Here is a 24,889-nt window from a genome sequence, read left to right as displayed (position 1 = left end):
TGTTAGGCGGCGGTGGCGCGGTGGTGGATGGCCGGGTCGTAGGGGTTGTGGTCGTGCCAGCAGCGCCACAAGATGCGACACCAGCGGGCGCCCAGGCCACGCAGGGCACGATGGTGTGGTTGGCCGGCGGCGCGGGCGTGTTGGTAGATGTCGGCCGACCAGAGGTCTTCACGGACGGCGACGAACATCCACCAGTCGATGGCGTGCCGCATCCGCCGGTTGGCGGCGTAGCGGAAGCGAACCTGACGTGTGCGCCCGGACACCTTGGTGACCGGAGCCAAGCCGGTCTCTGCCAACAATGACGGCGCCGAAGGAAAACGACTGCGCTCCTCACCCATTTCGGAGATCAACACGGCGGCGGTGACCGGTCCGATGCCGGGGAAACTGGTGAAGATCGGGGTGTCCGGGTGCGCCTCGAGCAGTTCGCCCAGTCGTTTGTCATGGGCTCGCAAATGGGTGTTGAGTAGAGCCAGTTGTTCGGTGAATGCTTTGGCCGCCAACGCTTTGCCAGCAACGGTGCCGTCGCTCGCCGATAGCAGATGCGGCTGCATCCGGGCGACAAGTGTCTCGGGTTTGTGCCGGCCACTGTAGCCGTGCCGGGACGTGAACGCGCCCATCCGCGCAGCGGTGATCCGGCCCGCCTGCACGGGAGTGGGATAGCTGCGGATGAAGGACAGGGTGATGTCCCGGTCCAGTGCAGAAAACAGGTGCAACGGGCACGGATGATAGGCATCCAAGATTGACCGCAGTCGATTCTCGGTGTCCACCTGCATATCCAGGATGCGTTGACGATCGCGGCTCACTGCGGTCAGCTCCGCTAGAAGCGGCGACGGAACGGCCAACGGCCGCCACTGGGCATACTGGTGACGCAACGTATCGGCCAACACATAGGCATCGAATTCGTCGGACTTGGCGGCCGCCATCCGATAGCGTTCGCGTGCTCGCGCCGAGATTTTCGGTGACACGCAATAAATTTCGGCATCGCAGTGGTGCTGGAGATATTCGACCAGTAGCCCTTCGGCCCGCTCGATCGCGATCCGGACCGCACCGGTGAACGAAGCAATCAACCCGACCAGGACGGCCAGACCATCGACGGTGTGAGCGACCTTGCGACTGAGCAGCTGCTGGCCGGTGCCATCCAGCACACACAGGTGATGGAAGCGCCCGCCCCAGTCGATCCCACACCAGAAGCTGTTCGGCCGTTGCAGAGTACTCTGATTCATTGCACTTGGATCCCTTTCAATGTGAAAGGTTCACCCTGCGATCGCGAGGCCTGCCCGGAACCTCATCTCGGCACTCACCGCCCACAGCGGTGGCGCTGCTCTCGCTGGCCGGTCCACGCCCCGCAGCCACCACGGGCGGACAGGTCTGCATGTGGACCTCGAAGGTGACGCGTTTGCGTGGGCCCTGCCCGTGGTGGTGCAGGTGAACGCCGAGACCATCCCGGCCGATCCATTGTTAATAGATGAGGTTTGGATCACGGTATCGGGGAAGATCGAGCGGATCGCATCAGGCAAGCCGGTCAGCCCGTCGCAGCAGGCGATGAGGATGTCGCGTACTCCGCGGTTGCGCAGGTCGATGATGACCTTCTGCCAAAACCGTGCGCCCTCGCTGTCTTGGATCCAGCAGCCCAGGGCGTGTTTACGCCCGTCGAGGTCCACGCCGATGGCCAGATAGGCCACCTTGGTGCCCACCACCCCGTTGTCGGCGATGCGCAGCCGCAGCCCGTCGATATACAGGATCGGGTAGACCTCATCGAGTGGGCGCGATTGCCAGGCCTTGATCTCATCGACCACCACCTCGGTGATATTGGAGATCAATTCTCGTGACACCTTGGCTGCGTACACCTCGGCCAGATGTGCCTCGATATCGCGGGTGGTCATGCCGCGCGAATACAGCGACAGCACCACCGAATTGATGTTGCCCAGCCGGCGCGCCCTTTTGGGCACGATCACCGGCTCAAAAGTGCCGTTGCGGTCGCGCGGCACCGCGATATCCACCGGGCCGTTGACCGTGGTCACCGTCTTCGGTGAAGACCCATTGCGAGAATTGCCCGACCCGCGGCCAGCCGGGTCACCGGATTCATACCCCAAATGGTGGGTCATTTCGGTCTGCAAGGCCCGCTCGAGCACCGCCTTGGTCAACTCGGTCAGCAAACCGTCCGCCCCGTCGATCGGGGTCCCCGATTTCACCGCGTCCTTGATCAGCGAATCCAGGGTCTCGGCCGAAAACGTCTCCGCCAGCCGGCGAGCCGCCGACTTCTCCTTGCCCGCCGACTCCATGAGCTTCGTCACAAAACACTCCTTCTGTCCGCCCGAACGGCGGTCCGATGATGGACCACCCCGGACTTACACAGATGGAATGACACGCCCCGGTTCGGGGTCGCTCCGATCTGCCGCGTGCTGAGCGAGCGTGGCTGCAAGATCGCCCCGAGAACCTTCTACGCCTGGCAGGCTCGCCCACCATCGAAACGGGTCTTGTGGGACATGACGGTCGCTGAGATCCTGGCCGGCTACTACACCCCCGATGCTGATGGTCGCCGCAAGCCCGAGTCACTCTACGGTGCGGCCAAGATGTGGGCTCACCTGCAACGACGGGGCATTCCGGTGGCCAAATGCACCGTGGAGCGTCTCATGCGGGCCAACGGCTGGCAGGGGGTGCGGCGGGTCAAGAAGGTCCGCACTACCGTGGCCGATCTCGCCGCGCAGCGGGCACCGGACCTGGTGGATCGCACCTTCGCCGTCGATGCCCCCAACCGGCTTCTGGTCGCCGATTTCACCTACGTTCGCCTGGTCACCGGGGTGTTCGTCTACACCGCGTTCGTCGTCGATGCCTACGCCGGGCGGATCCTCGGCTGGGCGTGCTCAACGACCAAGCACTCGTGGTTCGTTGAATCGGCGCTCCGTCAGGCCGCAGCGCTGCGGGCCCGTGAAGGCCACCCGCTGGCGGGGTCGACGATTCACCACTCTGATGCCGGGTCGCAGTACACGTCGGTGCACTGCGGGGAGACGATCATGCTCGCCGGCATGAAGCCGTCGATTGGAACGGTCGGAGACGCCTACGATAATGCGTTGGCGGAGACAATAATTGGTCTCTATAAGACCGAAGCGATCCGGAAAGACTCACCGTTCCGAACCGGGCCGCTGCGCTCGGTGCACGATGTCGAGCACCTCACCGCCGACTGGGTCCACTGGTACAGAGCGCCACGAGGCGCTGTGGGATCGAATGGAGGTGAGAATCCTTCGTCTGTCCGCTGTCGCGGCAGCGGGTTGAAGCTGGGGGCAGCCTGATTCGGGGGACGCCGATGAGGGTGGAAAGCAGCCCTGACAACGACGGGACGCGTCGGCACTGCCAGACGACGCGGGTCCGGCAAGCAAGACGGGACGGTGTACGTGAGAAACCAGCGTCTGAACGCTCCTCAAGTCTGTTCCCACCAGCTCGAATCTGGCGGATCTGGGCTGGGCAGCGGCGCACACTCGTATCACGGTGTGGTGCGGGGAACTCCGCGATCGGTTTGTACCGCCGGTCGGGAGGTCACGGTGAAGGCCCGCGGCGTAGCCGTGGCGATGCCGCAGGAGCATAGTTGGGCACCTCGCCCGTCGATCGATCTGACAGTGAACGTGGGAACCCACGCGGTGGTCCCCTTCCCGGAGCGCATCCAGCGTTTCGGCGGGAAGGTCCGTCGCCGGCCGATGCCGTCGTGTGGGGGCGGAGGATCCGTAGTAGTCCGAGTCCGGGAAAGCCGGTCACATGGCGAAGGGGTCCAGCTTGTTCGCGGTTGCCGAGCATTGCGCGAAGGTCGCTGGTGAATACCGGCGCGCCGTGGCCCGACGTCGATGAGGCGTGGCTGCGGGTACGCATGATGCAGCGGAAACTGCATCGTTGGGCGGTGGCCGATCCGGGCCGCCGGTTTGATGATCTGTTCAACCTCGTTTATGACCCAGCGTTCCTCGTCGTGGCGTGGAACAGGGTGCGGGGCAACAAGGGAGCACGCACGGCCGGGATCGATGGAGTGACACCGTCCTCCATCGATGACCGAGCGGTGCAACTCCTTGCAGAACTGCAAGGCGACCTGAAAGAACGCCGGTTCACACCGGTTGCGGTGCGGGAGAAGTTGATCCCCAAGGCGAACGGCAAGATGCGACGCCTGGGAATCCCGACCACCGCCGACAGGATCGTGCAGGCAGCGCTGAAGCTGGTGCTGGAACCCATCTACGAGGCGGATTTCAAGCCGTGCTCGTATGGGTTTCGGCCGAGACGGCGGGCACAGGATGCGATCGCCGAGATCCACCACTACACCTCGGGTAACAAGGGGTACGAGTGGGTCTTTGAAGCAGACATCACGGCCTGCTTCGATGAGATCTCGCATTGTGCACTGATGGATCGGGTGCGGATGCGGGTCGGTGACAAGCGGGTGCTCACGCTGATCAAGGCGTTCCTGAAAGCCGGGATCCTCTCCGAGGATGCGGTACATCGGGATACGCCGACCGGCACTCCCCAGGGCGGGATCCTCTCACCGCTGCTGGCCAATATCGCCCTGTCGGTTCTCGACGAGCACTTCATGCGTCAGTGGGAAGCGCTCGATACGAACTGGAAGCGCACCAAGCATCGGCGCGCCGGAGGCGCCACCTATCGGATCGTCCGCTATGCAGACGATTTCGTGGTGCTGATCAACGGCACACGCGCTCATGCCGAAGCACTATGGGATGAGGTCGAAGCGGTACTCGCACCGATGAGCCTGCGCTTGTCGGTCGAGAAAACCAGGGTCTGCCACATCGACGAGGGCTTCGAGTTCTTGGGCTTCCGCATCCAGCGGCGAACCAAACCGGGCAGCAGCAAGCGGTTCGTCTACACCTGGCCATCGAAGAAATCGCTGGCCTCGATCACCGGCAAGATCCGGAAACTGACGCGCCGCAACAAACATCACACACTCGCCGACCTGCTCCGGCAGGTCAACCCCGTGCTACGGGGCTGGTGCAACTATTTCAAGCACGGAGTGTCTAAACGCACCTTCTGCTACGTCGACCACTTCGCATTCATGCGGGTTGCGTATTGGCTGCGTAAACGACACCTCGGCCTGACCTGGGGAACGCTACGCCGTCGCTTCTGGCCTGACTGGCAGATCAGCGACCGACGTGTCGAGCTGTTCCGGCCACGATCGGTGACGGTCCTCCGCTACCGATACCGGGGCTCGAAGATCCCTGCACCATGGGCGAATTGGCCACCCGACACCGACACCGCACCAGCGGCATGAACAAGTGGAGAGCCGGATGCGTGGAGACATGCACGTCCGGTTCGGAGGGCGGGCCGCAGAAACCCACCGCGTCGAAAGACCGGCAGGGCGCTGCGGTCCGACCCCTACACACCAGCCGGCTCATGCACCGACTCGGACTGAAACCACCCATCGAATACGAGGCCGACTACCATGCACACCACACCGGTCAGCCGACCGGCGCAAAGTAAACCGGTGTGCACAAAACCCAGGGCGATTCAGATCTCCATCTGACACCCGTATTGATCGAATTCCTCCTACTCTCGGCCGCAACTCAACACTGAGCACGCGGCGGCATCCAACAATGCACGGCCCGAAGCCGCGAGAAGACTTCCTGTCACATTCGGCTGTCGTGGATCCACTACGACCAATTGGATAGGCGTGGCGTTTCTCGCCAGGAACTCCAGGTAGTTGGGCAGACTGCCGTGAGTCTCCGCCGACTGAAGGTCAAGTTGCGGATGGCTGCGCCGCCAACGGGAAAGCACAGAATCGATTTGTGCCTGTGCAGCCCAATTCTCGAAAGCCGCCCCGCCGAGGTCGTACGCATCTGCGCGGTGGGGCGGCCATACCGTCAGTACACGCAACGGCCCATTACGCAGCTGGGCCTCCTGCAAGGCCATCTCGAGAACGGCGCTGCCCAGCGTCGTACTGCCGACCGCTGGACCCTCGACGACCGCGAGGATCAAACCCCGTCGCGGCGGTGTCGAATGTGCTCGCTTATATACCACGGCAACCGGACAACGCGCAGCAGCGATCAACGCCGAACCTATAGAGCCGATAGGGCTTCGCGCATGCTGTTCGAGGCGGGCTGAGCCCACGCAGGTCATGGCTGCCGATCGCGAGGAGTTGAGTAACGCGACGATCGGGCGGGCCTGCGCGATTTCGGTCTCGACCTTCACCGGCTTCCCTGTCGATTCGACGGCGGCGACCGCGCGGCGAAGAGCTAACCGCGCGTCGGCAAATTCACGAGTTGACTCGGGGCGATCGGTATTTTCTAAAGCGACTGCGTACACCAGCCGCAGTGGGATATCTCGACTGGCCGCCTCATCCGCGGCCCACACCGCTGCAAATTGCGCCGACGCGGAGCCGTCGATCCCGACCACGACCGACTGTGCGGGACCGGTTTCACCCATCGTTGACTCCTACCCGAAACCGCACAGTTCGAGGCTCACGGTAGGGACGAGAGCAGCTGCTGTGCAGGGGACATTGGTCCCGAAATGAGCGCCGTTAGTCCTTGACCGTGATTTCCAGTGTGTCGCGACCCTCGCCACGTTAAATTCAGACCAATTCGTCCACTATCCGGTGAAGGTTGATGGGAATGGCAGTGCAAGCGACACCGTCTCGACCCTCCGACGAGGCCACGCCACAGCCCCTGATCGGCAAGGGCTGGGTTCAGGGCGTGGCGCTCGTGATGGTTTTCGGCTTCCTGGTGCTGGGCATTCTCGTCTACCGCACCTACACCGCCTCGATGCCACTACCTGACAAAGTAGTCACACAGTCGGGCCGGCTGCTGTTCAGTAAGGACGACATCACCCGCGGACAAGAGCTTTATCAAGCTCGCGGCTTGATGGAATACGGTTCTGTACTGGGCCACGGTGCCTATCTGGGACCAGACTACACAGCTGAATATCTGCGCATGGCTACCGACGACGTCGCCAATCAGTGGCGCGCGCAAGGTGTGACGGACCCTCGCGACCGCGTGGTTGCCGAGTTCCGCGCCAATCGCTACAACCCCGACAGCAACACGCTGGTATTCACCGACCAGCAGGCACAAGCGTTCGACGACATCCAGCGGCATTACGCGGCGTACTTCGGGGACAACACCACGAAGTATGGGCTGCGGCCCCGCATGATCACCAATCAGGCAGAGATTCACGATCTGACTTCATTCTTCGCGTGGACAGCATGGGCGTCAGCGGCGCAGCGGCCGGGTCACAACTACAGCTACACCAACAACTGGCCTCCCGAGAAACGCGTCGACAACGGGCCGACCGCCCAAGTCGTCGTATGGTCGGCGTTATCGCTGGTCGCACTGCTGGGCGGCATCGGGATCTTGTTCGCCGTGTACGGGCGCTGGAGCCAGCAGGTCGGTTGGCACGGAGAGCAAGCCTCCACGCTGTCATTTCGCGAACCCGGCGAGGTGAGCCTGACGCCGGCGCAACGGGCGACGATCTGGTTCTTCGCGATCGTGTCGGTGTTGTTCTTGGCGCAGACGCTGGTGGGGGCCGCCGCCGAGCACTACCGGGCTGACCTGTCCAATTTCTTCGGTCTAGACTTGGCGCGGGTGCTGCCCTACAACCTGGCCCGGACCTGGCATGTGCAGCTGGCGCTGTTTTGGACCGCAGTGGCATTTCTGGCCGGGGGAATCTTCCTCGTACCGTTCATCGCCCGCCGTGAGCCGCGCCGGCAGAGCTGGCTGGTCTATGGTCTGCTCGGCGCGGTCGCCATAGTGGTGTTCGGCTCGCTCATCAGCGAGGCATTGTCGATCTATGGGGTGATACCGAAGGGCTCGCTGTTTTCCCAGCAGTGGGAGTACCTCGACTTGCCGCGGGTCTGGCAAATGCTGCTGATCATCGGCATGTTCTTGTGGATCGCGATCATCTGGCGCGGAATGCGGGCCCGGCTACGCGGGGAATCGAAGCTGAACATGCCATGGCTTTTCTTCTTCGCCGGGCTCGCTATTCCCGTGTTTTACGCAATCGGGCTTTTGGCCAGCAGCGGCACTCACTACACCGTTGCAGATTTTTGGCGGTTCTGGGTGGTGCATCTGTGGGTGGAGGACTTCCTTGAACTGTTCACCACCGTGATGGTGGCTTACATGTTCGTTCTGCTCGGTGTAGTTCGCGAACGGATCGCGCTGGGTGTGATCTTCCTCGACATTATCTTGTATTCAGCCGGCGGCGTAATCGGCACCATGCACCACCTATACTTCTCCGGCACCCCGGTCGAGCACATGGCATTGGGCGCGTTCTTCTCAGCCGCCGAAGTCATCCCACTGACCTTTTTGACCGTCGAGGCCTGGGCCTTCTTGCAGCTTGGGTCGCGCCAGCAGTCCGGTGACGGCAACCCGTTCCCGCATCGGTGGGCGGTGATGTTCCTGGTTGCCGTCGGATTCTGGAACTTCCTGGGAGCAGGCATCTTCGGGTTCTTGATCAACCTGCCTGTCGTCTCCTATTACCAGATCGGCACGGCGCTGACGGCCAACCACGGTCATGCAGCGCTGATGGGCGTCTATGGCATGCTCGCCGTGGGCCTTGCGATGTTCGCATTCCGCTACGTGATACCAGCCGAAAAATGGCCTGAAAAATGGGCTCGGATTTCCTTCTGGGGCATGAACATTGGCCTGGCCTGGATGGTGTTCGCGACGCTGCTGCCGCTAGGCGTGCTGCAGCTCTACCACTCAGTAAACGACAGCTACTTCGACGCCCGCTCACTCGGTTACATCACTCGCCCAGGAAATTCACTGCTGGAATGGCTGCGACTCCCCGGAGACGTGATCTTCATCGCCGGTGGTGTGCTGCCGTTCATCTATATCGCGTTGACGGCGTTGCGACACTTTCACTCCGGCTCAGCAGCTCAGGAGCTACCCGACCACCCCCTCTACACCGAGACAGCCCGGGTCGATGAGCCCTCGGCGCCGGCGAAGGAGTGACGATGACAGCGCCCGCCGCGTCGGTGTGGATGGTTGGCGCCTACGCGCTGTTCTTGGCAGCTGTCGCGTGGGGCTTCGACACGATGGCTAGAAGGGTGTCCCAACAGGCCACGCGATGGCGCACCGGGAAATTCGTGTACCGGCCCGACCACGATGCATGGGTTTGCCCACAAGACCAGTGGCTGTGGCCGACGTCGTTCGATCCCCATCACCGGGTGATGCGCTATCGCGCGGCGCCGGTGGTGTGTAACAGCTGTCCGGTGAAATCGACGTGCACCACCTCGAATGACGGCCGCGAGATCACGCGCGAAATTGATCCATGGCCGTACTCGGACGCCGGGCGGTTCCACCGCGGAATCGCTTGTCTGGTGGCCGCGCTCGGGGTGATCATGCCGCTGGCCATGCTAATCGGCCATTACACCTTTTCTGAGGTGCTGGTGCTGTGCGGGGTGGCTCTGCTGGTGGGAACGGTGAGCCTCCCACTGGCGCGGCACCTCTGGAACACGCCGTCGAACGCTCCCGAGCATCTGCCACACCGGTCCGCGCTGGAAGATCGGGCGGCCGTTGCGACCGACCGGTACTCTGGCCGATGGGCAGGTAGCTGGGCGCACAAGGAGGAACCCCCGCGGTGAGCGCGATCGTAGTTGCCTTTTCCGCTGCGATCGTGGTGGTGATCGCATTGACATTCGTGTCGCTGGTCGTGCTGCGGGAATACGAGCGTGGCGTGGTGTTTCGGATGGGCCATGTGCGTCCGCTCTACCGGCCTGGGCTTAAGTTCTTGATTCCCTTGGCGGACCGGATGGTGCGTGTGGACCAGCGAGTGGTGACGTTGACCATTCCGCCGCAGGAGGTGATTACCCGCGACAACGTGCCCGCGCGGGTAAATGCTGTGGTGATGTTTCAGGTCACAGATCCACTGAAAGCCATTCTGGCAGTCGAGAACTATGCTGTGGCAACATCTCAGATCGCCCAGACAACGCTGCGTTCGCTACTTGGCCGCGCCGACCTCGACACGTTGCTGGCCCACCGCGACGACCTTAACCGGGATCTTCAAACCATCATCGAAAAGCAGACAGAGCCATGGGGTGTACAGGTGCGGGTGGTCGAAATCAAGGATGTCGAGATCCCCGAGTCGATGCAGCGTGCTATGGCTCGCGAAGCCGAGGCGGAACGCGAACGTCGCGCAAAAGTGATCAACGCGCGCGGAGAGCTGCAGGCCTCTGCGGAGCTGCGCGAAGCAGCCGAGACGTTGTCAAAGAACCCAGCATCACTGCAATTACGGTACCTGCAAACGTTACTGGAGCTCGGGGCGGACCAGAACTCGACTGTAGTATTCCCATTGCCGGTCGACATCATTACGCCGTTCTTGAAGCACCCGGAAGTGCTAAACGCGATCGCGGACTCGCTCAGCGAGCGCCGCTAAGCCATCGGCGGCCAGCAGCGCGCACTCGCCGATCCACGGTCAACGGCGACGCCGCAAGCTTAAGACCGGCAGCGCAAGGCCCAATGACGCCGACACCAAGGACCAACGGCCCTCCCGACATCAGCGGTGTCTGTGGAAGCTGGAATACAGGTAGGGGTTGGAGGTTGATATGCCTGACACGACGGTAGGAACTGCCGTTGTCAAAAACGCGGTGTGGTCTGCATGCCGCGCCCCATCCTTGCATAACAGCCAGCCCTGGCAGTGGGTATTCGACCACAGAGAACTACGCCTCTATCTCGACCCCACCCGGGTGATGGACAGCGACCAGTCGGGGCGGGAAGCACTGATCAGCTGTGGAGCTGCCCTCGACCACTTGAATGTGGCGATGACTGCAGCCGGTTGGCAATCCCACGTCAAGCGGTTTCCCAAACCGGGAAACCTCAACCATCTCGCGTCCATCCAGTTCACCCCATTGGATCACGTCACTGACGACGACCGGCGTCGCGCCAGCGCGCTCTGGGCACGCCGAACCGATCGGTTGCCGTTCATGGCACCAACAGACTGGGATCTTGTCGAGTCCGCGCTGCGCCGCAGCCTTAGCGGTAGCCCCGTCCATCTGGACGTCGTGCCTCAGGATGTCCGTCCACAAGTGGCGTGGGGATCACAGCTCGCCGAGTCGTTGCGACAATATGATTCGCGGTACCACGACGAACTACATTGGTGGACTTCACCATTCGAGATTTCAGAGGGGATACCATATAGTTCGCTGATCTCTGGAGCCGAGAGTCAACGGGTGGATGTTGAGCGGGGATTCCCGCTCACGCATCGCGCTGAAAGACGCAGTGAAGTACCCAAAGATCAGTCCACAATTTTAGTGTTATCCACCGAAACCGACACTCGCGCTGATGCATTAGCTTCAGGCGAAGCGCTTTCCACAGTCTTGTTGGAATGCACACTGGCTGGCTTGGCTACGTGCCCCGTGACTCATGTCACCGAGCTGAAAGTGACCCGCGATCTCATTGCAGGCTTACTCGATGAGGAATTACGACCGCAATTACTGGTGCGCGTAGGCTTGGCGCCCGCTACGGAAGAGCCGCCGCCGCCCACTCCGCGGCGACCGTTGACCGAAGTCTTTCGCCTGCAGAATTGAAGTCGGGAAGCGGCGATGCCAGGTGAGGATTACAACTACGCACCAACTTCGGTCGTCGTCGGCATAGACGGATCACGTGGGCAATCGATGCCGCGTTATGGGCAGTCGATGAAGCTGCTGCCCGAGACATTCCGCTGCGGCTGGTGTACGCAATCGAACCAGGCAGCACCGATGTGGCACAGGCGGCGCAGGACTTGGCCAGGGGTGAGCTCGCGATCGCCATGCCAACACCGTTGTGGAGTCGACGGCCAAGCCGGTCAAGGTCGAGGTCGAAATTGCACAGGGCGGAGCTATCTCCGCATTGCTGGAGATTTCGCGTTCGGCGGCGATGATTTGCGTCGGCTCGACCGGCCATCGCGGTGCCACCCGTGCACGCATCGGGTCTACGGCCTTAGCGCTGGCCGCTTCTGCACGTTGCCCGCTCGCCGTCGTCCACAAACGGCCCGACCCAACACAGTCTTACCCTGGCTCAGTTCTAGTTGTCCTGGACACGTCCCCGGCCAATAGCACCGTCCTAGAGCATGGCCTTGAGGAAGCAATGCTCCGCAACGCCCCGGTCCGGGTTTTGATTGAGCGTCCGTCCCAGGTCGCACGAGAGCATGTCGACGGCGTGGGATGTAGCGGGAACCACTGGGCGCGAGCGCAACTCGACCGCTGGCTAGCTCCATGGCGGCGGCGATACCCCGATCTAAGTATCACCGCCGAGGAACACTGGACCATCCCGGGTTTCGTGCACACCTTCTTTTGAGGGAAGGATGGCACGATGGCAACGAGGTACGACCAGGACATGAAGGCCAAGGCGGTCCGGCTGGTCCGGGAGCATCGCGACGAGTACGACACCGAGTGGGCGGCGATGCGGGCCATCTCGGCCCGGTTGGGGATGAGCGCGGAGACCCTGCGCAAGTGGGTGCGCCAGGCCGAGATCGACGACGGCCAGGCCGCTGGGGTATCGACGGCGGAGAGCCGGGAGTTGCGCGAGCTGCGTAAGAAGAACCGTGAGCTTGAGCAGACTATCGAAATCCTCAAGGCGGCAACAAGTTTCTTCGCGCGGGAGAGCGACCCGCGACACCGTTGATTTGTGAATTCATCGCCGAGCATCGTGCTCGGTTCGGGGTCGCTCCGATCTGCCGCGTGCTGAGCGAGCATGGCTGCAAGATCGCCCCGAGAACCTTCTACGCCTGGCAGGCTCGCCCACCATCGAAACGGGTCTTGTGGGACATGACGGTCGCTGAGATCCTGGCCGGCTACTACACCCCCGATGCTGATGGTCGCCGCAAGCCCGAGTCACTCTACGGTGCGGCCAAGATGTGGGCTCACCTGCAACGACGGGGCATTCCGGTGGCCAAATGCACCGTGGAGCGTCTCATGCGGGCCAACGGCTGGCAGGGGTGCGGCGGGTCAAGAAGGTCCGCACTACCGTGGCCGATCCCGCCGCGCAGCGGGCACCGGACCTGGTGGATCGCACCTTCGCCGTCGATGCCCCCAACCGGCTTCTGGTCGCCGATTTCACCTACGTTCGCCTGGTCACCGGGGTGTTCGTCTACACCGCGTTCGTCGTCGATGCCTACGCCGGGCGGATCCTCGGCTGGGCGTGCTCAACGACCAAGCACTCGTGGTTCGTCGAATCGGCGCTCCGTCAGGCCGCAGCGCTGCGGGCCCGTGAAGGCCACCCGCTGGCGGGGTCGACGATTCACCACTCTGATGCCGGGTCGCAGTACACGTCGGTGCACTGCGGGGAGACGATCATGCTCGCCGGCATGAAGCCGTCGATTGGAACGGTCGGAGACGCCTACGATAATGCGTTGGCGGAGACAATAATTGGTCTCTATAAGACCGAAGCGATCCGGAAAGACTCACCGTTCCCAACCGGGCCGCTGCGCTCGGTGCACGATGTCGAGCACCTCACCGCCGACTGGGTCCACTGGTTTGGATATGCGGGTGATTTTCGGCGTGTCTGCTGCTGTCCCGCGGGGCGGGCGCGGATGCTGTGGGCGGGAGGTTGTCGTGTTCGTGCCTTGCCTGGTTCACCCAGTTGGCGGTGGCGTTCTTCGGCTGGGGCATGAGCTGGTCGACGACTATTTGGGGATGGTCGCAGCCCGGGCGCGCCCGAACACGGTGCTGGCTGCCGCGTTCGATCTGAAGGTGTTCTTCACTGAGGTCGCCAAGGCGCCAGAGGAGGTCACCGATGCCGACGTGTTGTCATTCATCGCTGCCCAGCGCCAGCCGAGGCGTGGCGCGGAAGTGGTGCGGATTGACGACGGTGAGGCTGGACTGTCGGCGCGCACGATCAAGCGGCGGCTGGCCTCGGTCGCCGGGCTGTTCGAGTATCTGATCGTTCGTGGCGTTGTTTCTAGAAACCCAGTGCCGCAGGGATTGTCGACGCGGACTCCGAGTCGGGCGGTGCGTGGCGTGCCGTTGATTCGCACCCCGCGCACTGTGCCGCGGGTGATCGACCCCGATCAGGCCGACGCCTTGATGAGGGCGCTGCGCACCCACCGGGACCGGGCGATGGTACAGGCGATGCTGCTGGGTGGGCTGCGTCGGTGCGAGGTGCTCGGGCTGCGGCTGGGTGACGTGCGTCCCGGTGAGAAGCGGTTGTTCATCGCCGACGGCAAGGGCGGTCACCAGCGCATCGTGCCGGTGTCACCGCGCTTTTTCACCACTTTGGCCAGTTACCTGGAGCTGGAGCGGCCGCATACCGCGTCAACCGATCACGTGTTCGTGGTGCTCAAGGGCCAACGTCGGGGTCGGCCGCTCAGCGCGGCCGGGCTCGATGAGATCATCGCTGGTGCTCGGCGTCGAGCCGGCATTGAGCACCTGACCTGTCATCAACTGCGGCACACCTGTTTTACCCGGCTGCGTGAGGCCGGGATGGCGTTGGAGGCGATCCAGGCCCAGGCCGGGCATCGCTCGCTGGAATCGACCCGCATTTACTTGCACTTGGCCAACGGTTGGCTCGCCGACGAATACCGGCGAGCGGTCGAGGCGATCGATGCGCAAGCGATGCAGGCACCCTGATGCCCGCGTCGGTGGTGGTAGACGACTCCTGGCTCGTCGAGGACTATCTGGCCGCGATGCGGGCCTCAGGGCACAAGACGGGCCGGTCAACGACCCGATCGGCATACACCTGCGAGGGCAAGATCCGGCGGGCTGGCGGATGGGATGGGCTCACCGCCGAGCAGCGGCTCGACGTTGTGGTCAAGGCGCGTTCGTTCACGTCCTGGCTGATGGTCACTGGCCGCATCACTGTGGACGCCGAGCTGCTCAGCCGCACCGACCTGCGGCCGGGCCTGCCGGCACGGTCGTTTTGCCCCGCCGATTACCACTGGTTCAACGAAGCCTGTTCTCGCATCGGCGTTTCGGCCAGGGACACCGCGGCGCAGTGGAACATCCTGGCGAAGGTTACTGCCATCACCGGTGTGTCACCGCGCGCGATCACCGACGAGCATTTCGACGCCGCCCGTGTGGCGATGCTCACCGCGTATGCCCGCCGCGGCAAGCCCACCGCGGGCAAGAACGTGGCCGCGGTTTTTCACCGCTTGCGGCTGACGCTCTTCCACGCCGGCCAGATTTCTACGCTGCGCCCACCGGCGGTGCAACACCAATCCTCGGACACCGGATGGGACACGGCGCCAATAAAGTTCGTCGAGACCGCGCAGCGATACCTCGCACAAGTCGCGCTGAGTCTGCGACCGAGCACCGTCCGACACATAGACCTGGACCTGCGCCGATTCGGAATCTGGCTGGCCGACACCCACCCCGACGTCACCGGCTGCGCTGATCTCCGGCGCGAACACATCGAGGCATTCAAGGCGTGGCTGTGCACGCACGCCAGGCCATCCACCGGCAAGCCGCTCAACCGGGTCAGCATCAAGAACACGCTGATCAACCTGCACTGCTTTCTCACCCGGATCGCCGAGTGGGGCTACCCGGACGCGCCGACCAGGGCACTGATGTTCCCCGGCGACCTGCCCATCATCGACAAGCCGCTGCCGCGGTTCCTCGACGACGCCGCAGCAGCCAAGTTGCTGCGCGCTACCCGCAGCGAGGCCGATCCGCTGTCTCGGCTGATCGTTGAATTGCTTGCCCGCACCGGGATACGCCGCAGCGAGCTGCTGGCCCTCACCGTCGACGCCGTCGTGCAGATCGGATCCGCCTACTGGCTGCGCATCCCGATCGGCAAGTTGCACAACGACCGCTACATCCCGCTGCACCCACAGCTCAAAGAACTCCTTGATGACTGGATCGCCAACCATAGACCCAATGGGTTGCGCACCAATCACCTTCTGATCGAACACAGACGGCCGATTAGCCATCACCGCGTCACTTCGGCGTTGCGCCGCGTCGCGGGCGCGGCCGGCATCGGCAACGTCACCGCGCATCAACTGCGACACACGCTAGCCACCCAGGCGGTGAATCGGGGCATGAGCCTGGATGCGATCGCAGCGCTGCTCGGACATTATGCGGGTGATCTTGTCAAGTGCGTCTTGTCAGGAGGCGGTTTGATCGAGTCGGGCGAGCAGTCCGTCGAACACTTTCTGGCGGCCGAGCTGTCCTTTTTCGGCAGCGTCGTCGCGTTGTGCCTGCAGAGTGGGCCGGAAGGCGATGGTGGTCTGAAAGAAGGTGCAGGATTCGCAGATGGATTCGAAGTGGCAGTCCAGGCCGACGGGTCGGGCGCAGTAGCCGTTACCCAGCATCCGACGGTGCATCTCGGCGCGGAGCTTTCGCATTTCGGCGCCTTCGGCGTCGGCGGGAAGTGCGCGCGGCTGATCGTAGAGGGCCTCGACCTTTTCGCTGACGGTGAAGTATTCGTCGGCGACGGTGCGATCGGCGATTCGAGCGTAAACGAGCGTCATCCGCATAGATCGGTGACCCAACAGCGCGGCCAGCGCTTCCAGCGACATACCGCGGTTGATCGCCTGGGTTGCCAAGGTATGTCTGAGACGATGGGGCGAAACACGGCCGATGCCAGCCACTTTCGCGGTTTCAGCGACGGCCCGATCGACGCGGCCCTCCCCGATGCGTTGGCCGTACTCAACGAACAGGTAGCGGCTGCGCAGGCTGACGGGTCGGGCGGCGAGCCATTCGTCGAGGAGATCCTTGAGTTGGGGATGCAACGGAATGTACCGGTCGTTGCGCAGTTTCCCGAGCGGCACGTGCAACCAGTACGCGGCCCCGATCTGCACCACGGAATCGACTGTGAGATCGAGGAATTCGCCCTTACGCAGGCCGGTGCGGGCCAGGAACTCCACGCACAGCCGGACAAACGGGTCGTCGGCGGCGCGCGCGGCCTGCAGCAGCTTGGTGAACGCGGCGTCGTCGAGGAAGCGGGGCAGCGGCTCGTCGCGGATCGGCAGGTCGCCGGCGAACACGAGCACGCGGGCGGGAATATCGTCGCCGTCCCATTCGGTGAGCCGGTCGAAGCAGGTGCGCAGGGTGCCGAGATGTTCGGCGAGACTGATCTTGGACAACCGGCCGCCGCGCGCCGAAGGACGGGTGGCCAGGTGCAGCTTGTAGGCCTCGATGTGTGCCCGACGCAGGTCAGCAACACAGACCACCTCGGGGGCGTTCGCGGCCAGCCAGCCGGCGAACTCCCGCAGCACGCCCTCGACACGCACCATCGTCGAGGCCCGCAGCGACAGCCGCGTCTGGGCGATGTAACCGGTCAGGGTGGCCGCCAGCCGCGGCGGAACCGCCGCCCACTGGGCGGCCCGCTCAGCCGAGCGGTTTGGGCTGGTCTTGCGGGGCGCGCTGTCGAGGACGCCGAGGTGGAACAGGGTGGTCTGCGCACCGAACAGCGCCGCGCTCAGTGCTTTGGCGCCGTGGCTGCCGGGTCGGTGACGAGTTATCGCGGCACTCAACGCTTTTCGCTGCTCATCGATCACCGGCTGGGTCAGCTGCTCGGGAGTCAGCCCGGCCAGCGCGGCCACCTTGGCCAGCGCCGACCACTGCAGGCGGGTCACGATGGGATCAAACCCGAGCTCGGTGGAGGTCGCGACGAACCGTTGGTGGAATCCGCGGTGATGATGGGCGGCGACTTCGCCGAGGTAGGGCCGGCACGCCACGAGATAGTCCGGGCTGGGCCGCAGCCGTCCCGTCACGATCAGCCAACCAACCACCCGTCGATCCTTCAGCGGCAAAGCGCACTGGGTTGCCAGCGGCAACGCAGACCAGCCCGCCACACCCACGCGGGTGAAGAACGTGCGGGCCACCGAGGTCACCGGATGTCCGGCGAACATCCCGGCCGCAACCAGGTCGGCCCGATACGCCTCGACGAGCTCTTCGATGTCGGGGCGATGTGCTGGTGAGCGGTTCATGCCTCGGCCGCCTCACCGGAGGCGACGACCTGCGCCTCGATCGCTTCGGCGGCCCGCAGGTACTCCCGTTCCAACCAGTCGTTGGCCAGGTGCAGGTAGATGCGGGTGGAGTCGATCGAGGCGTGGCCGGCCTGGGCTTGGATCGCCTCCAGTGCCATCCCCGCCTCCCGCAGCCGGGTGAAACAGGTGTGCCGCAGCTGATGGCACGTCGCCTGGGTCAGCCCGGCGCGAGCGCGCGCACCGTCGAGGATCTCGTCCAGACCGGCGGCCGACAACGGCTCGCCACGCCGGGGCCCCTTCAACACCACGAACACCCGATCGGTCGACGTCCGCGGCCGCTCCTGATCCAGATAGTCCCCCAGCGATGCGAAGAACCGCGCCGATACCGGCACCATCCGCTGCCGACCGCCCTTGCCTTCGGCCACGAACACCCGCCGCTCGCCGGCGTTGACGTCGTCGAGGCGCAGGCCCAGCACCTCGCAGCGTCGCAGTCCACCCAGCAGCATCGCCTCGACCATGGCCCGGTCGCGGTGGGTGCGCAGCGCCGCCCGCAGCGCGTCGACCTCGCTTGGCGCCAGCACCCGGGGCAGCGTGCGCGGGGTGCGGATCAACGCCATCCCGCCCTTCCCGCGCCGAGCACCGGGGCGGCGGGCGGCCAGGCTGGTCGGCACCGGGTTGCGGCTTACGCCGGTGTCACCGCGGGCCGCGAGGTAGGCATACAGGCCACGCACACTGGACAACCGGCGGGCGATCGTGCGCGCCGCCAGGCCCGGCTCGCCGTCCTCCAACCGCACCACCCGCTCACCCAAACGGGCAGTGCGTTGAAACGCCAAGAACGCGAACACATCTGCGGCGCTCACCTGGGTCGGTTCCTTGGCAACCACACCGAAGAAGATCTTCAAATCCGAGGCCACCGCCAGCCAAGTGTTCGTTCGGGCCCGTGCCGCAACGAAGGCCAGGTAGTCATCCAGCAGCGGATGCCCCAGGGTGATCGCGGCCAACTCCGCCCCACGATGGTGACGGACCAGGCACGGCATGAACACGGCAACCTCCTGCCGCCAGCATCCGCGCCCACCCCGCTGGATCACGGCAGACACGCCGAAGATCACCCGTATATCAAACACAAAACCTTAGCCATGACAATGGTTTACGCACGAATTGCTGATAAGACCGTCGCCGAGGAGTACTTCGCCGTCACCGAGAAAGTGGAACTACTCTACGGCCAACCCCATCAACTCGCCGGCGACGACGAAGGCCGCGAAATGCGCAAACTGCGTAACGAGATGCACCGCCGCATGCTGGGCAACGGCTACTGCGCACGACCGGTCGAGATGGACTGCCACTTCGAGTCCATCTGCGAATCCTGCAGCTTCTTCGTTACCACCCTCGAGTTCCGGCCCACGCTGCAACGCCAGCGCGACGATGCCGCCAACAAGGGCCAACTCGGCCGCCAGAAGATCTTCGACGGCATCCTCGACCGCCTCGATACCACCGCCTCGTGACCGCCCTACTTGACTCGATCACCCGCATAAGTACAACACCAGCCGGCTCATGCACCGACTCGGACTGAAACCACCCATCGAATACGAGGCCGACTACCATGCACACCACACCGGTCAGCCGACCGGCGCAAAGTAAACCGGTGTGCACAAAACCCAGGGCGATTCACACCCAGGCAGCATGCTTGATTATCTGCACAGCAATGCAAGCCCTGTCCAGTTGCTCGTGGTGGGCCCCCGAGATTCTCGCACGCTCGGCGCTATCTTCAGCCCCGCGTCTCGCTCAACGCTCGGTCATGCCGGTTGCACGCTGTTGATTTGCAATCTTCAGAGCTGACTCTGAGTTGTGGGCACCGAAAGCTTTTTAGCTCAGCAGTTCTCACACCGTTTGGATTGAGATCGCATGGCAGGATACCAATGAATCGCCACATCTGAGTCGATACAAGCTTTTGATGTTGTCGTGGAATTACAACCGCGATCTCGGGCAACGTCTCGGCGCACCGCAAATACGATCTTCGGCGTGCGACAAATCTCGTATCGGTGACGGCGACACGCAGGCACTGCGCTACACTGCAGCGCTATTGATTGCTAGCTACGTCACTTCGAACTGATGACTATTCGAACTCGAGGACATTATGCATCCCGCTAGACCAGTGGTTGTTGCCCAAAGGCCGGGAAGCGCACTCGGCAACGGCGGGTGAACGGACTGGGTTGTTGGCGCATCTGGTACGCCCGCAGCGTCGCTCGGTACTACGCTGAGGGACTGTCTGGACAACGGTGGATCTGGTCTTGGTCTGACACGCCGAGCTGTGGTTGGCGGGACGGACTGAGGATGTCAGAAACACTCGATCCCGTCGCTATCGAGGCGGATCGATGGCAGCTGGCGGAGCGGCTGCTGGCGCAAGCGAAGGAACAGGGCGTCGAGCTGGTCGACCCCAACGAGCTGCTTAACCAGTTGACCAAGAACGTGCTCGAGACCGCGCTGGATGCGGAGATGACCGAGCATCTGGGTTATGACGAGGATGACCCGGCTGGGCGTGGCAGCGGCAATTCCCGCAATGGCACCCGGGCCAAGACGGTGCTCAGCGAGATCGGGCCGGTGGAGATCGAGGTACCTCGGGATACCAATAGCGGCTTTGATCGGCAGATCGTCAAGGAGCGCTAGCGTCGGCTGAGGGGTATCGATGAAATCGTATTGTCGTTGACCGCAAAGGACCACTGGTGAGGTCGCCGCCACTTCGCCGACATGTACGGGCCACCCGACCTCGGCGCAAGCTGGCCGCATCGGGACACCGCGCATGGAGGCGTTTTGCAATCATCACGGCTATTCCGCGCGGGTTAGCTCCGGGCAGCGGCGGGTGCCGTTAGATGTTGATGTGGCACATGCGTTACGGCATACGTTTGGCACTGCGATGGCCGAGACGGGGTGGATCTGCCGGTGATGCAGCCGTTGCTCGGTCACGAGCATGTCGACACCTCGGTGCATCTTGCTCCGGTTCGGGTGAAGACGGAATTCGATGCGGCGCGCGCTCGCATCCACAGCCGCGGTAAGCGACCGGCTGCAGCTCGCTGTGATCGGCAGGTCCGATGTCGATCAGGTCGTCCAGTTGGTCGGCCCGCACCGGCCACCCGATCCTCGGCCACGCCGAGTACTCAGTGCTTGTCATTCGCTGATAGCAGCGTTTGCGCTTGATGAAGTCGAATGCTCACCCGTCGAACCACTCCACGACGTCCGCTAATGGGCGGCGTGGAGTCACCGGCAAGAGGTCAGCGTTGACCGGTGCCCACCCGACCCGTAGCAGCATCTGCGGAAACCCGCTTGTCCCAAAAACCTCGACCTGCACAGCATCGCGTGTTTCGACAATCTCCAACGGTTCGGTGACGGGACAGCTAGCCAACCCAAGCGCGGTCGCGCTCAGCAAGATTAAGCTAGTGGCTTCGCCGGCCCGCAGGCGTGCCAGCGTGGTGTCGTCTTTGGTGCCGAGTGCGAGCACCGCAGCGTTATCTTCGGCGGGATCGGTATCAGCCGGCTGCGCCAACGCGGGACCCGCGAATAGCCGCGGAGGTAACGGCGCAGTTGGGTCCGATTGTGGCGTGCTGCGCGCTGGTACACCGGCAACCGACGCATACCTGCCGCTCCATTTGGTCAACTCAGCCAAATAATCGTGGTCAGTTGCATGCTGCCAAACAGCTTGTGCCACAATAGTTTGTAACCGTGGTAGGGCTTCGATTCGGCGTAGCATCACGCCGGCGCGAGCCGCGCGCGCACCCATGAGAGCGATATAATTAGCTGGCACTTCCCACGAGCTGTAGTGGCGTCGATCGGTGCGCCGCCGCGGGATCGCCGCCGCGAGTGTGATGTCAACTTCACTGGGAGACTGGCGGTGAAGCTCTATGGCCGCAAGGTGTTCCCGGTCGTCGGGATTCGGTAACCGCTGTACCTTCGATTGCCATCCCAGCGCCGCCAACGCGGTCACACAATGATGCAGGATGATTCCGCAGCTTAGAATCAAATCACGGCCGTCCGGGTCGGTATTAGGAAGATGCCGTGTCCGGTCAGCGTACAAGTGCAAGCTTTCTCTACCCACCCGCCACCGCCAAGGCTGCGTGTTGTGCACCGAAGGTGCACGAGTAGCCAGTGACAAGGCGGTTCGAACGGTCTCCCGGTCGGGAAATCGGATGTTCATGGCGGTCAGCGCTTTCTGCAAACAATGTTTCCAGTTCAGGCTCGCACGGGACACACACAGCGGATAGAGCCCAAAGACTCCACTTGCATGGGACTTCCTGTTTGCGCCAGTACCCCATGCAGCGGAAACTTGGGCCCTATGGCTATTCGACGGGTGACGAACGACCCTGAACCCGACACGGCTGCAGTCCATACTTTCCCGTAGTGGGCGACCGCTTGGTGGAATGGCTCACCATTTCAAAGGAGGAGTCATGGCACTAAGAAATCGGGATTTAGGAATCCTGGTGGGGGTTGACGATTTACCTGCTACCAGGGTCGCGCTCGATTGGGCCGCACGTGATGCGGAACTGCGGAATGTCTCGCTCACGCTCGTACACGCGATTTCGCCGACTATTTCGACAACATGGCTGGATACGCCGTTACCTCCCGGTTTGGCGCGCTGGCAAGCAGATCACGGACGCCGACTCCTCGACGACGCGCTGAAGACGGTGGCACAAGCGTGCGATCGCGGAGGCCCTGCCGAAGTCCGCACCGAACTCCTGTCGTCAGCTGCCATTCCCACGTTGGTCGACTTTTCCAAAGAGGCGGAACTTGTGACCGTGGGATGTCACGGCAGTGGGCGGTGGTTTGGCCGCCACCCCGGTTCGGTTGCTATGGGGCTGATCCGTCACGCACATTGTCCGGTCGCGATCATCCACGATGAGGATCCGTTGATGCCCTACCCAGCGCAGGCGCCGGTACTAGTGGGCATCGACGGCTCCCCAGCGTCCGAACTATCGACCGCAATCGCATTCGATAAGGCTTCGCGCCGAAAGGTGCAGCTGGTTGCTCTGCACGCATGGAGCGATGCCGATGTATCGGAAGCGCCCGGCGTGGATTGGCCTGCGACACAGTCGATGAACCAAGAAATTACTCGCTGAGCGACTGGCGGGCTGGCAAGAACAGTACCCAGATGTTGATGTGCACCGAATTGCCGTGTGCGATAAGCCGGCACGCCAACTCGTCGAGCGCTCTGAGGAGGCCCAGCTGTTCGTCCTCGGTAGCCGAGGCCGTGGTCGATTCGCCGAAATGATGGTCGGGTCAGTCGCTGAAACAGTGGCCCAGTCGGCACGGATGCCGGTGATTGTGGCACGCCAACCCGGCACGCACCGTACTGAGTAGTTACAGCAATGGGGCCGACCATCGCACGGTTGTGCCTTCCCCAGGCAAAGTCTCAACCGAGAAGGTACCGCCTACCTCTTCGGCCCGTTGCTGCAGATTCGCCAGGCCACTGCCAGTGATAGGTCCAGTGATACCCCGGCCGTCGTCAATCACTTCGATCGATAAGTCGTCTTCGACCTTGACGATCACGGTGAGCTTCGAACCCCCAGCATGCCGCACGGCGTTGCTAACCGCTTCGCGCACAACCGCTTCTGCCTGATCGGCGAGGCCAGCCTCCACCGTTGAAAGCGGTCCGATGAACTGCGTTGCGATATGTAACTTCCCATCCGCGAATTGGCCGATAGCTTCGTCAAGCCTCTGGCGCAACCGTGTCGCCCCGGAAGCTGGTCCATGCAGCTCAAATATCGTTGTTCGGATTTCTTGGATGATCTCTTCGAGGTCATCGATGTATGCCGACAGTCGTTCTTTTACTTCGGGCGATCGCGCCCGCGGGATGGTTCCCTGCAAAGCAAGCCCGACCGCGAAGAGCCGCTGGATAACGTGGTCATGCAAATCTCGCGCGATACGGTCGCGGTCGGTCAGGACGTCAAGTTCACGCGCCAGACGCTGGGACCTCGCAAGCTGCCAGGCGAGTGCTGCTTGGTCGGCGAAAGCTGAGATCATCTCTTGCTGGTCTTGGGTGAACGGCGTTGTGCCGGGGGCCCGCAATGCGACAAGCACTCCAGCGACCGTCTCGCCGGCTCGCAGCGGCAAAACTAGTGCGGCGCCAGGCCGTAGCTCCGCAGAGCCGAGATCAAGGTTGTCGAATCGCCGCGGAATGCCGTCTGTGAAAACATCTCCGACCGGTGTCCCACCGAGCGGTATCGTTGCTTCCGCACCGAACTGCGCTGGCCCGCCAGCCACTGCTCCGATCAGCAGTTCGCGCACATTGGAGCACGGAATGTCCTCGTCGACCGGAACTGCAACCAAGGCCACCCACGCATCAGTCAATCTTAGGGCTTCCTCGGCGATGAGTTCGAATACCGTCCCCGGGTCGGCACCGGACAGCAGTCTGGTCGCGATATCGCGGGTTGCTTCGATCCAGGATTGCCGGGCCTTCGATTGCTCATATAGGCGAGCGTTGTCGATCGCGATCCCGGCCGCAGCGGCCAGGGCTTCGACAACCACCTCGTCGTCTTCAGTGAAGTGTTGCCCATTGATTTTCTCGGTCAGGTACAGGTTGCCGAACACCTCGTCGCGAATCCGCACGGGTACCCCTAGGAACGACCGCATGGGCGGGTGATTAGGCGGAAACCCTACCGAAGCCGGATGCTGTGCGATGTTGTCTAACCGGATCGGCTTGGGGTCATCGATAAGCACTCCGAGCACGCCACGGCCTTCCGGCAAATGCCCAATCAGCTGACGAGTTTGTTCATCGATTCCTTCGTAGACGAATTCGACAAGCTGCTGTCCTTCGCCTCGGACGCCCAATGCCCCGTAGCGCGCGTCCACCAGCTCGACGGCCTTGTGCACGATGGTGCGCAGCGTGGTGCCCACATCCAGGTTCGCCGTGACCACCAGCATTGCTTCGACCAAACCGTCAAGGCGGTCACGCCCTCGGACGATCTCCTCGATACGGTCTTGGACCTCGGTCAGCAATTCCCGCAACCGCAACTGCGACAACTTGTCGCGCAGTGGATGATCATCGCGCGAGACGCCTTGTCGCTCAGTCACGGGTACATTGTGGCAT

The 24,889-nt window shown here is 63.0% G+C and carries 14 protein-coding genes and 6 pseudogenes; 13 read left to right on the top strand and 7 right to left on the bottom strand.

The window, feature by feature from the left end; translation table 11 throughout:
• Positions 1 to 2: 2 nt before the first annotated feature.
• Both MHEC_RS06780 and MHEC_RS06775 read right to left on the bottom strand, forming a co-directional pair.
• Complete coding sequence (locus MHEC_RS06780; RefSeq protein ID WP_071700283.1) at positions 3 to 1,223, bottom strand: IS110 family RNA-guided transposase; 1,221 nt, start codon at positions 1,221 to 1,223, stop codon at positions 3 to 5.
• A 234-nt stretch (positions 1,224 to 1,457) separates the two neighbouring features.
• Positions 1,458 to 2,243: pseudogene (locus MHEC_RS06775) on the bottom strand (IS256 family transposase); the annotation flags it as partial.
• A gap of 129 nt (positions 2,244 to 2,372) precedes the next feature.
• Between MHEC_RS06775 and MHEC_RS06770 the strand changes: the two are divergent.
• Both MHEC_RS06770 and ltrA read left to right on the top strand, forming a co-directional pair.
• Positions 2,373 to 3,209 (top strand): annotated as a pseudogene (locus MHEC_RS06770) (IS3 family transposase); the annotation flags it as partial.
• A 596-nt stretch (positions 3,210 to 3,805) separates the two neighbouring features.
• A complete protein-coding gene (gene ltrA / locus MHEC_RS06765; RefSeq protein WP_048893872.1) occupies positions 3,806 to 5,254 on the top strand; it encodes a group II intron reverse transcriptase/maturase in 1,449 nt (482 codons plus the stop codon).
• A 275-nt stretch (positions 5,255 to 5,529) separates the two neighbouring features.
• On the opposite strand, the gene MHEC_RS06760 is transcribed toward ltrA, so the two are convergent.
• Complete coding sequence (locus MHEC_RS06760; protein ID WP_048893778.1) at positions 5,530 to 6,405, bottom strand: universal stress protein; 876 nt, start codon at positions 6,403 to 6,405, stop codon at positions 5,530 to 5,532.
• 185 nt (positions 6,406 to 6,590) lie between these two features.
• Between MHEC_RS06760 and MHEC_RS06755 the strand changes: the two genes are divergently transcribed.
• The 8 genes and pseudogenes from MHEC_RS06755 to MHEC_RS24810 all read left to right on the top strand — a co-directional run.
• Positions 6,591 to 8,924, top strand: coding sequence for a nitric-oxide reductase large subunit (locus MHEC_RS06755; RefSeq protein WP_048893779.1), 2,334 nt, complete (start codon positions 6,591 to 6,593; stop codon positions 8,922 to 8,924).
• A gap of 2 nt (positions 8,925 to 8,926) precedes the next feature.
• On the top strand, positions 8,927 to 9,556 hold the full coding sequence (locus MHEC_RS06750) for a hypothetical protein (protein ID WP_048893780.1): 630 nt from the start codon (positions 8,927 to 8,929) through the stop codon (positions 9,554 to 9,556).
• Positions 9,557 to 9,561: 5 nt separating this feature from the next.
• On the top strand, positions 9,562 to 10,347 hold the full coding sequence (locus MHEC_RS06745; RefSeq protein ID WP_372507344.1) for a slipin family protein: 786 nt from the start codon (positions 9,562 to 9,564) through the stop codon (positions 10,345 to 10,347).
• Between the two features lie 169 nt (positions 10,348 to 10,516).
• Entirely contained in the window at positions 10,517 to 11,497 is a 981-nt protein-coding gene (locus tag MHEC_RS06740; RefSeq protein ID WP_071700623.1) for an Acg family FMN-binding oxidoreductase, read from the top strand.
• A 235-nt stretch (positions 11,498 to 11,732) separates the two neighbouring features.
• Positions 11,733 to 12,245 carry a universal stress protein gene (locus MHEC_RS24965; RefSeq protein ID WP_071700624.1) on the top strand — a complete coding sequence of 171 codons (513 nt, stop codon included), beginning with the start codon at positions 11,733 to 11,735 and terminating at the stop codon, positions 12,243 to 12,245.
• A gap of 15 nt (positions 12,246 to 12,260) precedes the next feature.
• Positions 12,261 to 13,560, top strand: a pseudogene (locus tag MHEC_RS06730) (IS3 family transposase).
• A gap of 22 nt (positions 13,561 to 13,582) precedes the next feature.
• Positions 13,583 to 14,515 carry a tyrosine-type recombinase/integrase gene (locus tag MHEC_RS06725; RefSeq protein ID WP_236591477.1) on the top strand — a complete coding sequence of 311 codons (933 nt, stop codon included), beginning with the start codon at positions 13,583 to 13,585 and terminating at the stop codon, positions 14,513 to 14,515.
• A pseudogene (locus MHEC_RS24810) lies at positions 14,515 to 15,900 on the top strand (tyrosine-type recombinase/integrase); the annotation flags it as partial. The gene MHEC_RS06725 and the pseudogene MHEC_RS24810, both read left to right, overlap by 1 nt.
• A gap of 87 nt (positions 15,901 to 15,987) precedes the next feature.
• On the opposite strand, the gene MHEC_RS06715 reads toward MHEC_RS24810, so the two are convergent.
• Positions 15,988 to 17,814: a tyrosine-type recombinase/integrase gene (locus MHEC_RS06715; RefSeq protein WP_048893842.1), complete on the bottom strand. Its 1,827-nt coding sequence runs from the start codon at positions 17,812 to 17,814 to the stop codon at positions 15,988 to 15,990.
• Complete coding sequence (locus MHEC_RS06710; RefSeq protein WP_048893843.1) at positions 17,811 to 18,851, bottom strand: tyrosine-type recombinase/integrase; 1,041 nt, start codon at positions 18,849 to 18,851, stop codon at positions 17,811 to 17,813. Before MHEC_RS06710 ends, MHEC_RS06715 begins: the two co-directional genes overlap by 4 nt.
• Before the next feature lie 99 nt (positions 18,852 to 18,950).
• Here MHEC_RS06710 and MHEC_RS06705 point away from each other — a divergent pair, with 99 nt between their 5' ends.
• Together MHEC_RS06705 and MHEC_RS06700 are read left to right on the top strand one after the other, a co-directional pair.
• On the top strand, positions 18,951 to 19,316 hold the full coding sequence (locus MHEC_RS06705; protein WP_236591476.1) for a hypothetical protein: 366 nt from the start codon (positions 18,951 to 18,953) through the stop codon (positions 19,314 to 19,316).
• Positions 19,317 to 20,145: 829 nt separating this feature from the next.
• A pseudogene (locus MHEC_RS06700) lies at positions 20,146 to 20,568 on the top strand (transposase); the annotation flags it as partial.
• A 451-nt stretch (positions 20,569 to 21,019) separates the two neighbouring features.
• Here MHEC_RS06700 and MHEC_RS06695 read toward each other — a convergent pair.
• Positions 21,020 to 22,000, bottom strand: coding sequence for an Acg family FMN-binding oxidoreductase (locus tag MHEC_RS06695; protein ID WP_048893711.1), 981 nt, complete (start codon positions 21,998 to 22,000; stop codon positions 21,020 to 21,022).
• Between the two features lie 250 nt (positions 22,001 to 22,250).
• Here MHEC_RS06695 and MHEC_RS06690 point away from each other — a divergent pair.
• Positions 22,251 to 23,160 (top strand): annotated as a pseudogene (locus MHEC_RS06690) (universal stress protein).
• On the opposite strand, the gene MHEC_RS06685 reads toward MHEC_RS06690, so the two are convergent.
• A complete protein-coding gene (locus MHEC_RS06685; protein ID WP_048893710.1) occupies positions 23,161 to 24,873 on the bottom strand; it encodes a GAF domain-containing sensor histidine kinase in 1,713 nt (570 codons plus the stop codon).
• Positions 24,874 to 24,889 lie beyond the last annotated feature (16 nt).

Source organism: Mycobacterium heckeshornense (assembly GCF_016592155.1).
In the GTDB taxonomy this organism is placed as follows: Bacteria; Actinomycetota; Actinomycetes; order Mycobacteriales; family Mycobacteriaceae; genus Mycobacterium; species Mycobacterium heckeshornense.
This window is presented reverse-complemented; position numbering and strand designations above follow the sequence as displayed.

Excerpts from the sequence above, each read along its gene's own strand:
- MHEC_RS06780 (WP_071700283.1), bottom strand. The coding sequence starts at position 1,223 with ATGAATCAGAGTACTCTGCAACGGCCGAACAGCTTCTGGTGTGGGATC.
- MHEC_RS06760 (WP_048893778.1), bottom strand. The coding sequence starts at position 6,405 with ATGGGTGAAACCGGTCCCGCACAGTCGGTCGTGGTCGGGATCGACGGC.
- MHEC_RS06755 (WP_048893779.1), top strand. The coding sequence starts at position 6,591 with ATGGCAGTGCAAGCGACACCGTCTCGACCCTCCGACGAGGCCACGCCA.
- MHEC_RS06750 (WP_048893780.1), top strand. The coding sequence starts at position 8,927 with ATGACAGCGCCCGCCGCGTCGGTGTGGATGGTTGGCGCCTACGCGCTG.
- MHEC_RS06740 (WP_071700623.1), top strand. The coding sequence starts at position 10,517 with ATGCCTGACACGACGGTAGGAACTGCCGTTGTCAAAAACGCGGTGTGG.
- MHEC_RS06725 (WP_236591477.1), top strand. The coding sequence starts at position 13,583 with ATGGTCGCAGCCCGGGCGCGCCCGAACACGGTGCTGGCTGCCGCGTTC.
- MHEC_RS06715 (WP_048893842.1), bottom strand. The coding sequence starts at position 17,814 with ATGAACCGCTCACCAGCACATCGCCCCGACATCGAAGAGCTCGTCGAG.
- MHEC_RS06710 (WP_048893843.1), bottom strand. The coding sequence starts at position 18,851 with ATGCCGTGCCTGGTCCGTCACCATCGTGGGGCGGAGTTGGCCGCGATC.
- MHEC_RS06705 (WP_236591476.1), top strand. The coding sequence starts at position 18,951 with ATGACAATGGTTTACGCACGAATTGCTGATAAGACCGTCGCCGAGGAG.
- MHEC_RS06695 (WP_048893711.1), bottom strand. The coding sequence starts at position 22,000 with ATGAACATCCGATTTCCCGACCGGGAGACCGTTCGAACCGCCTTGTCA.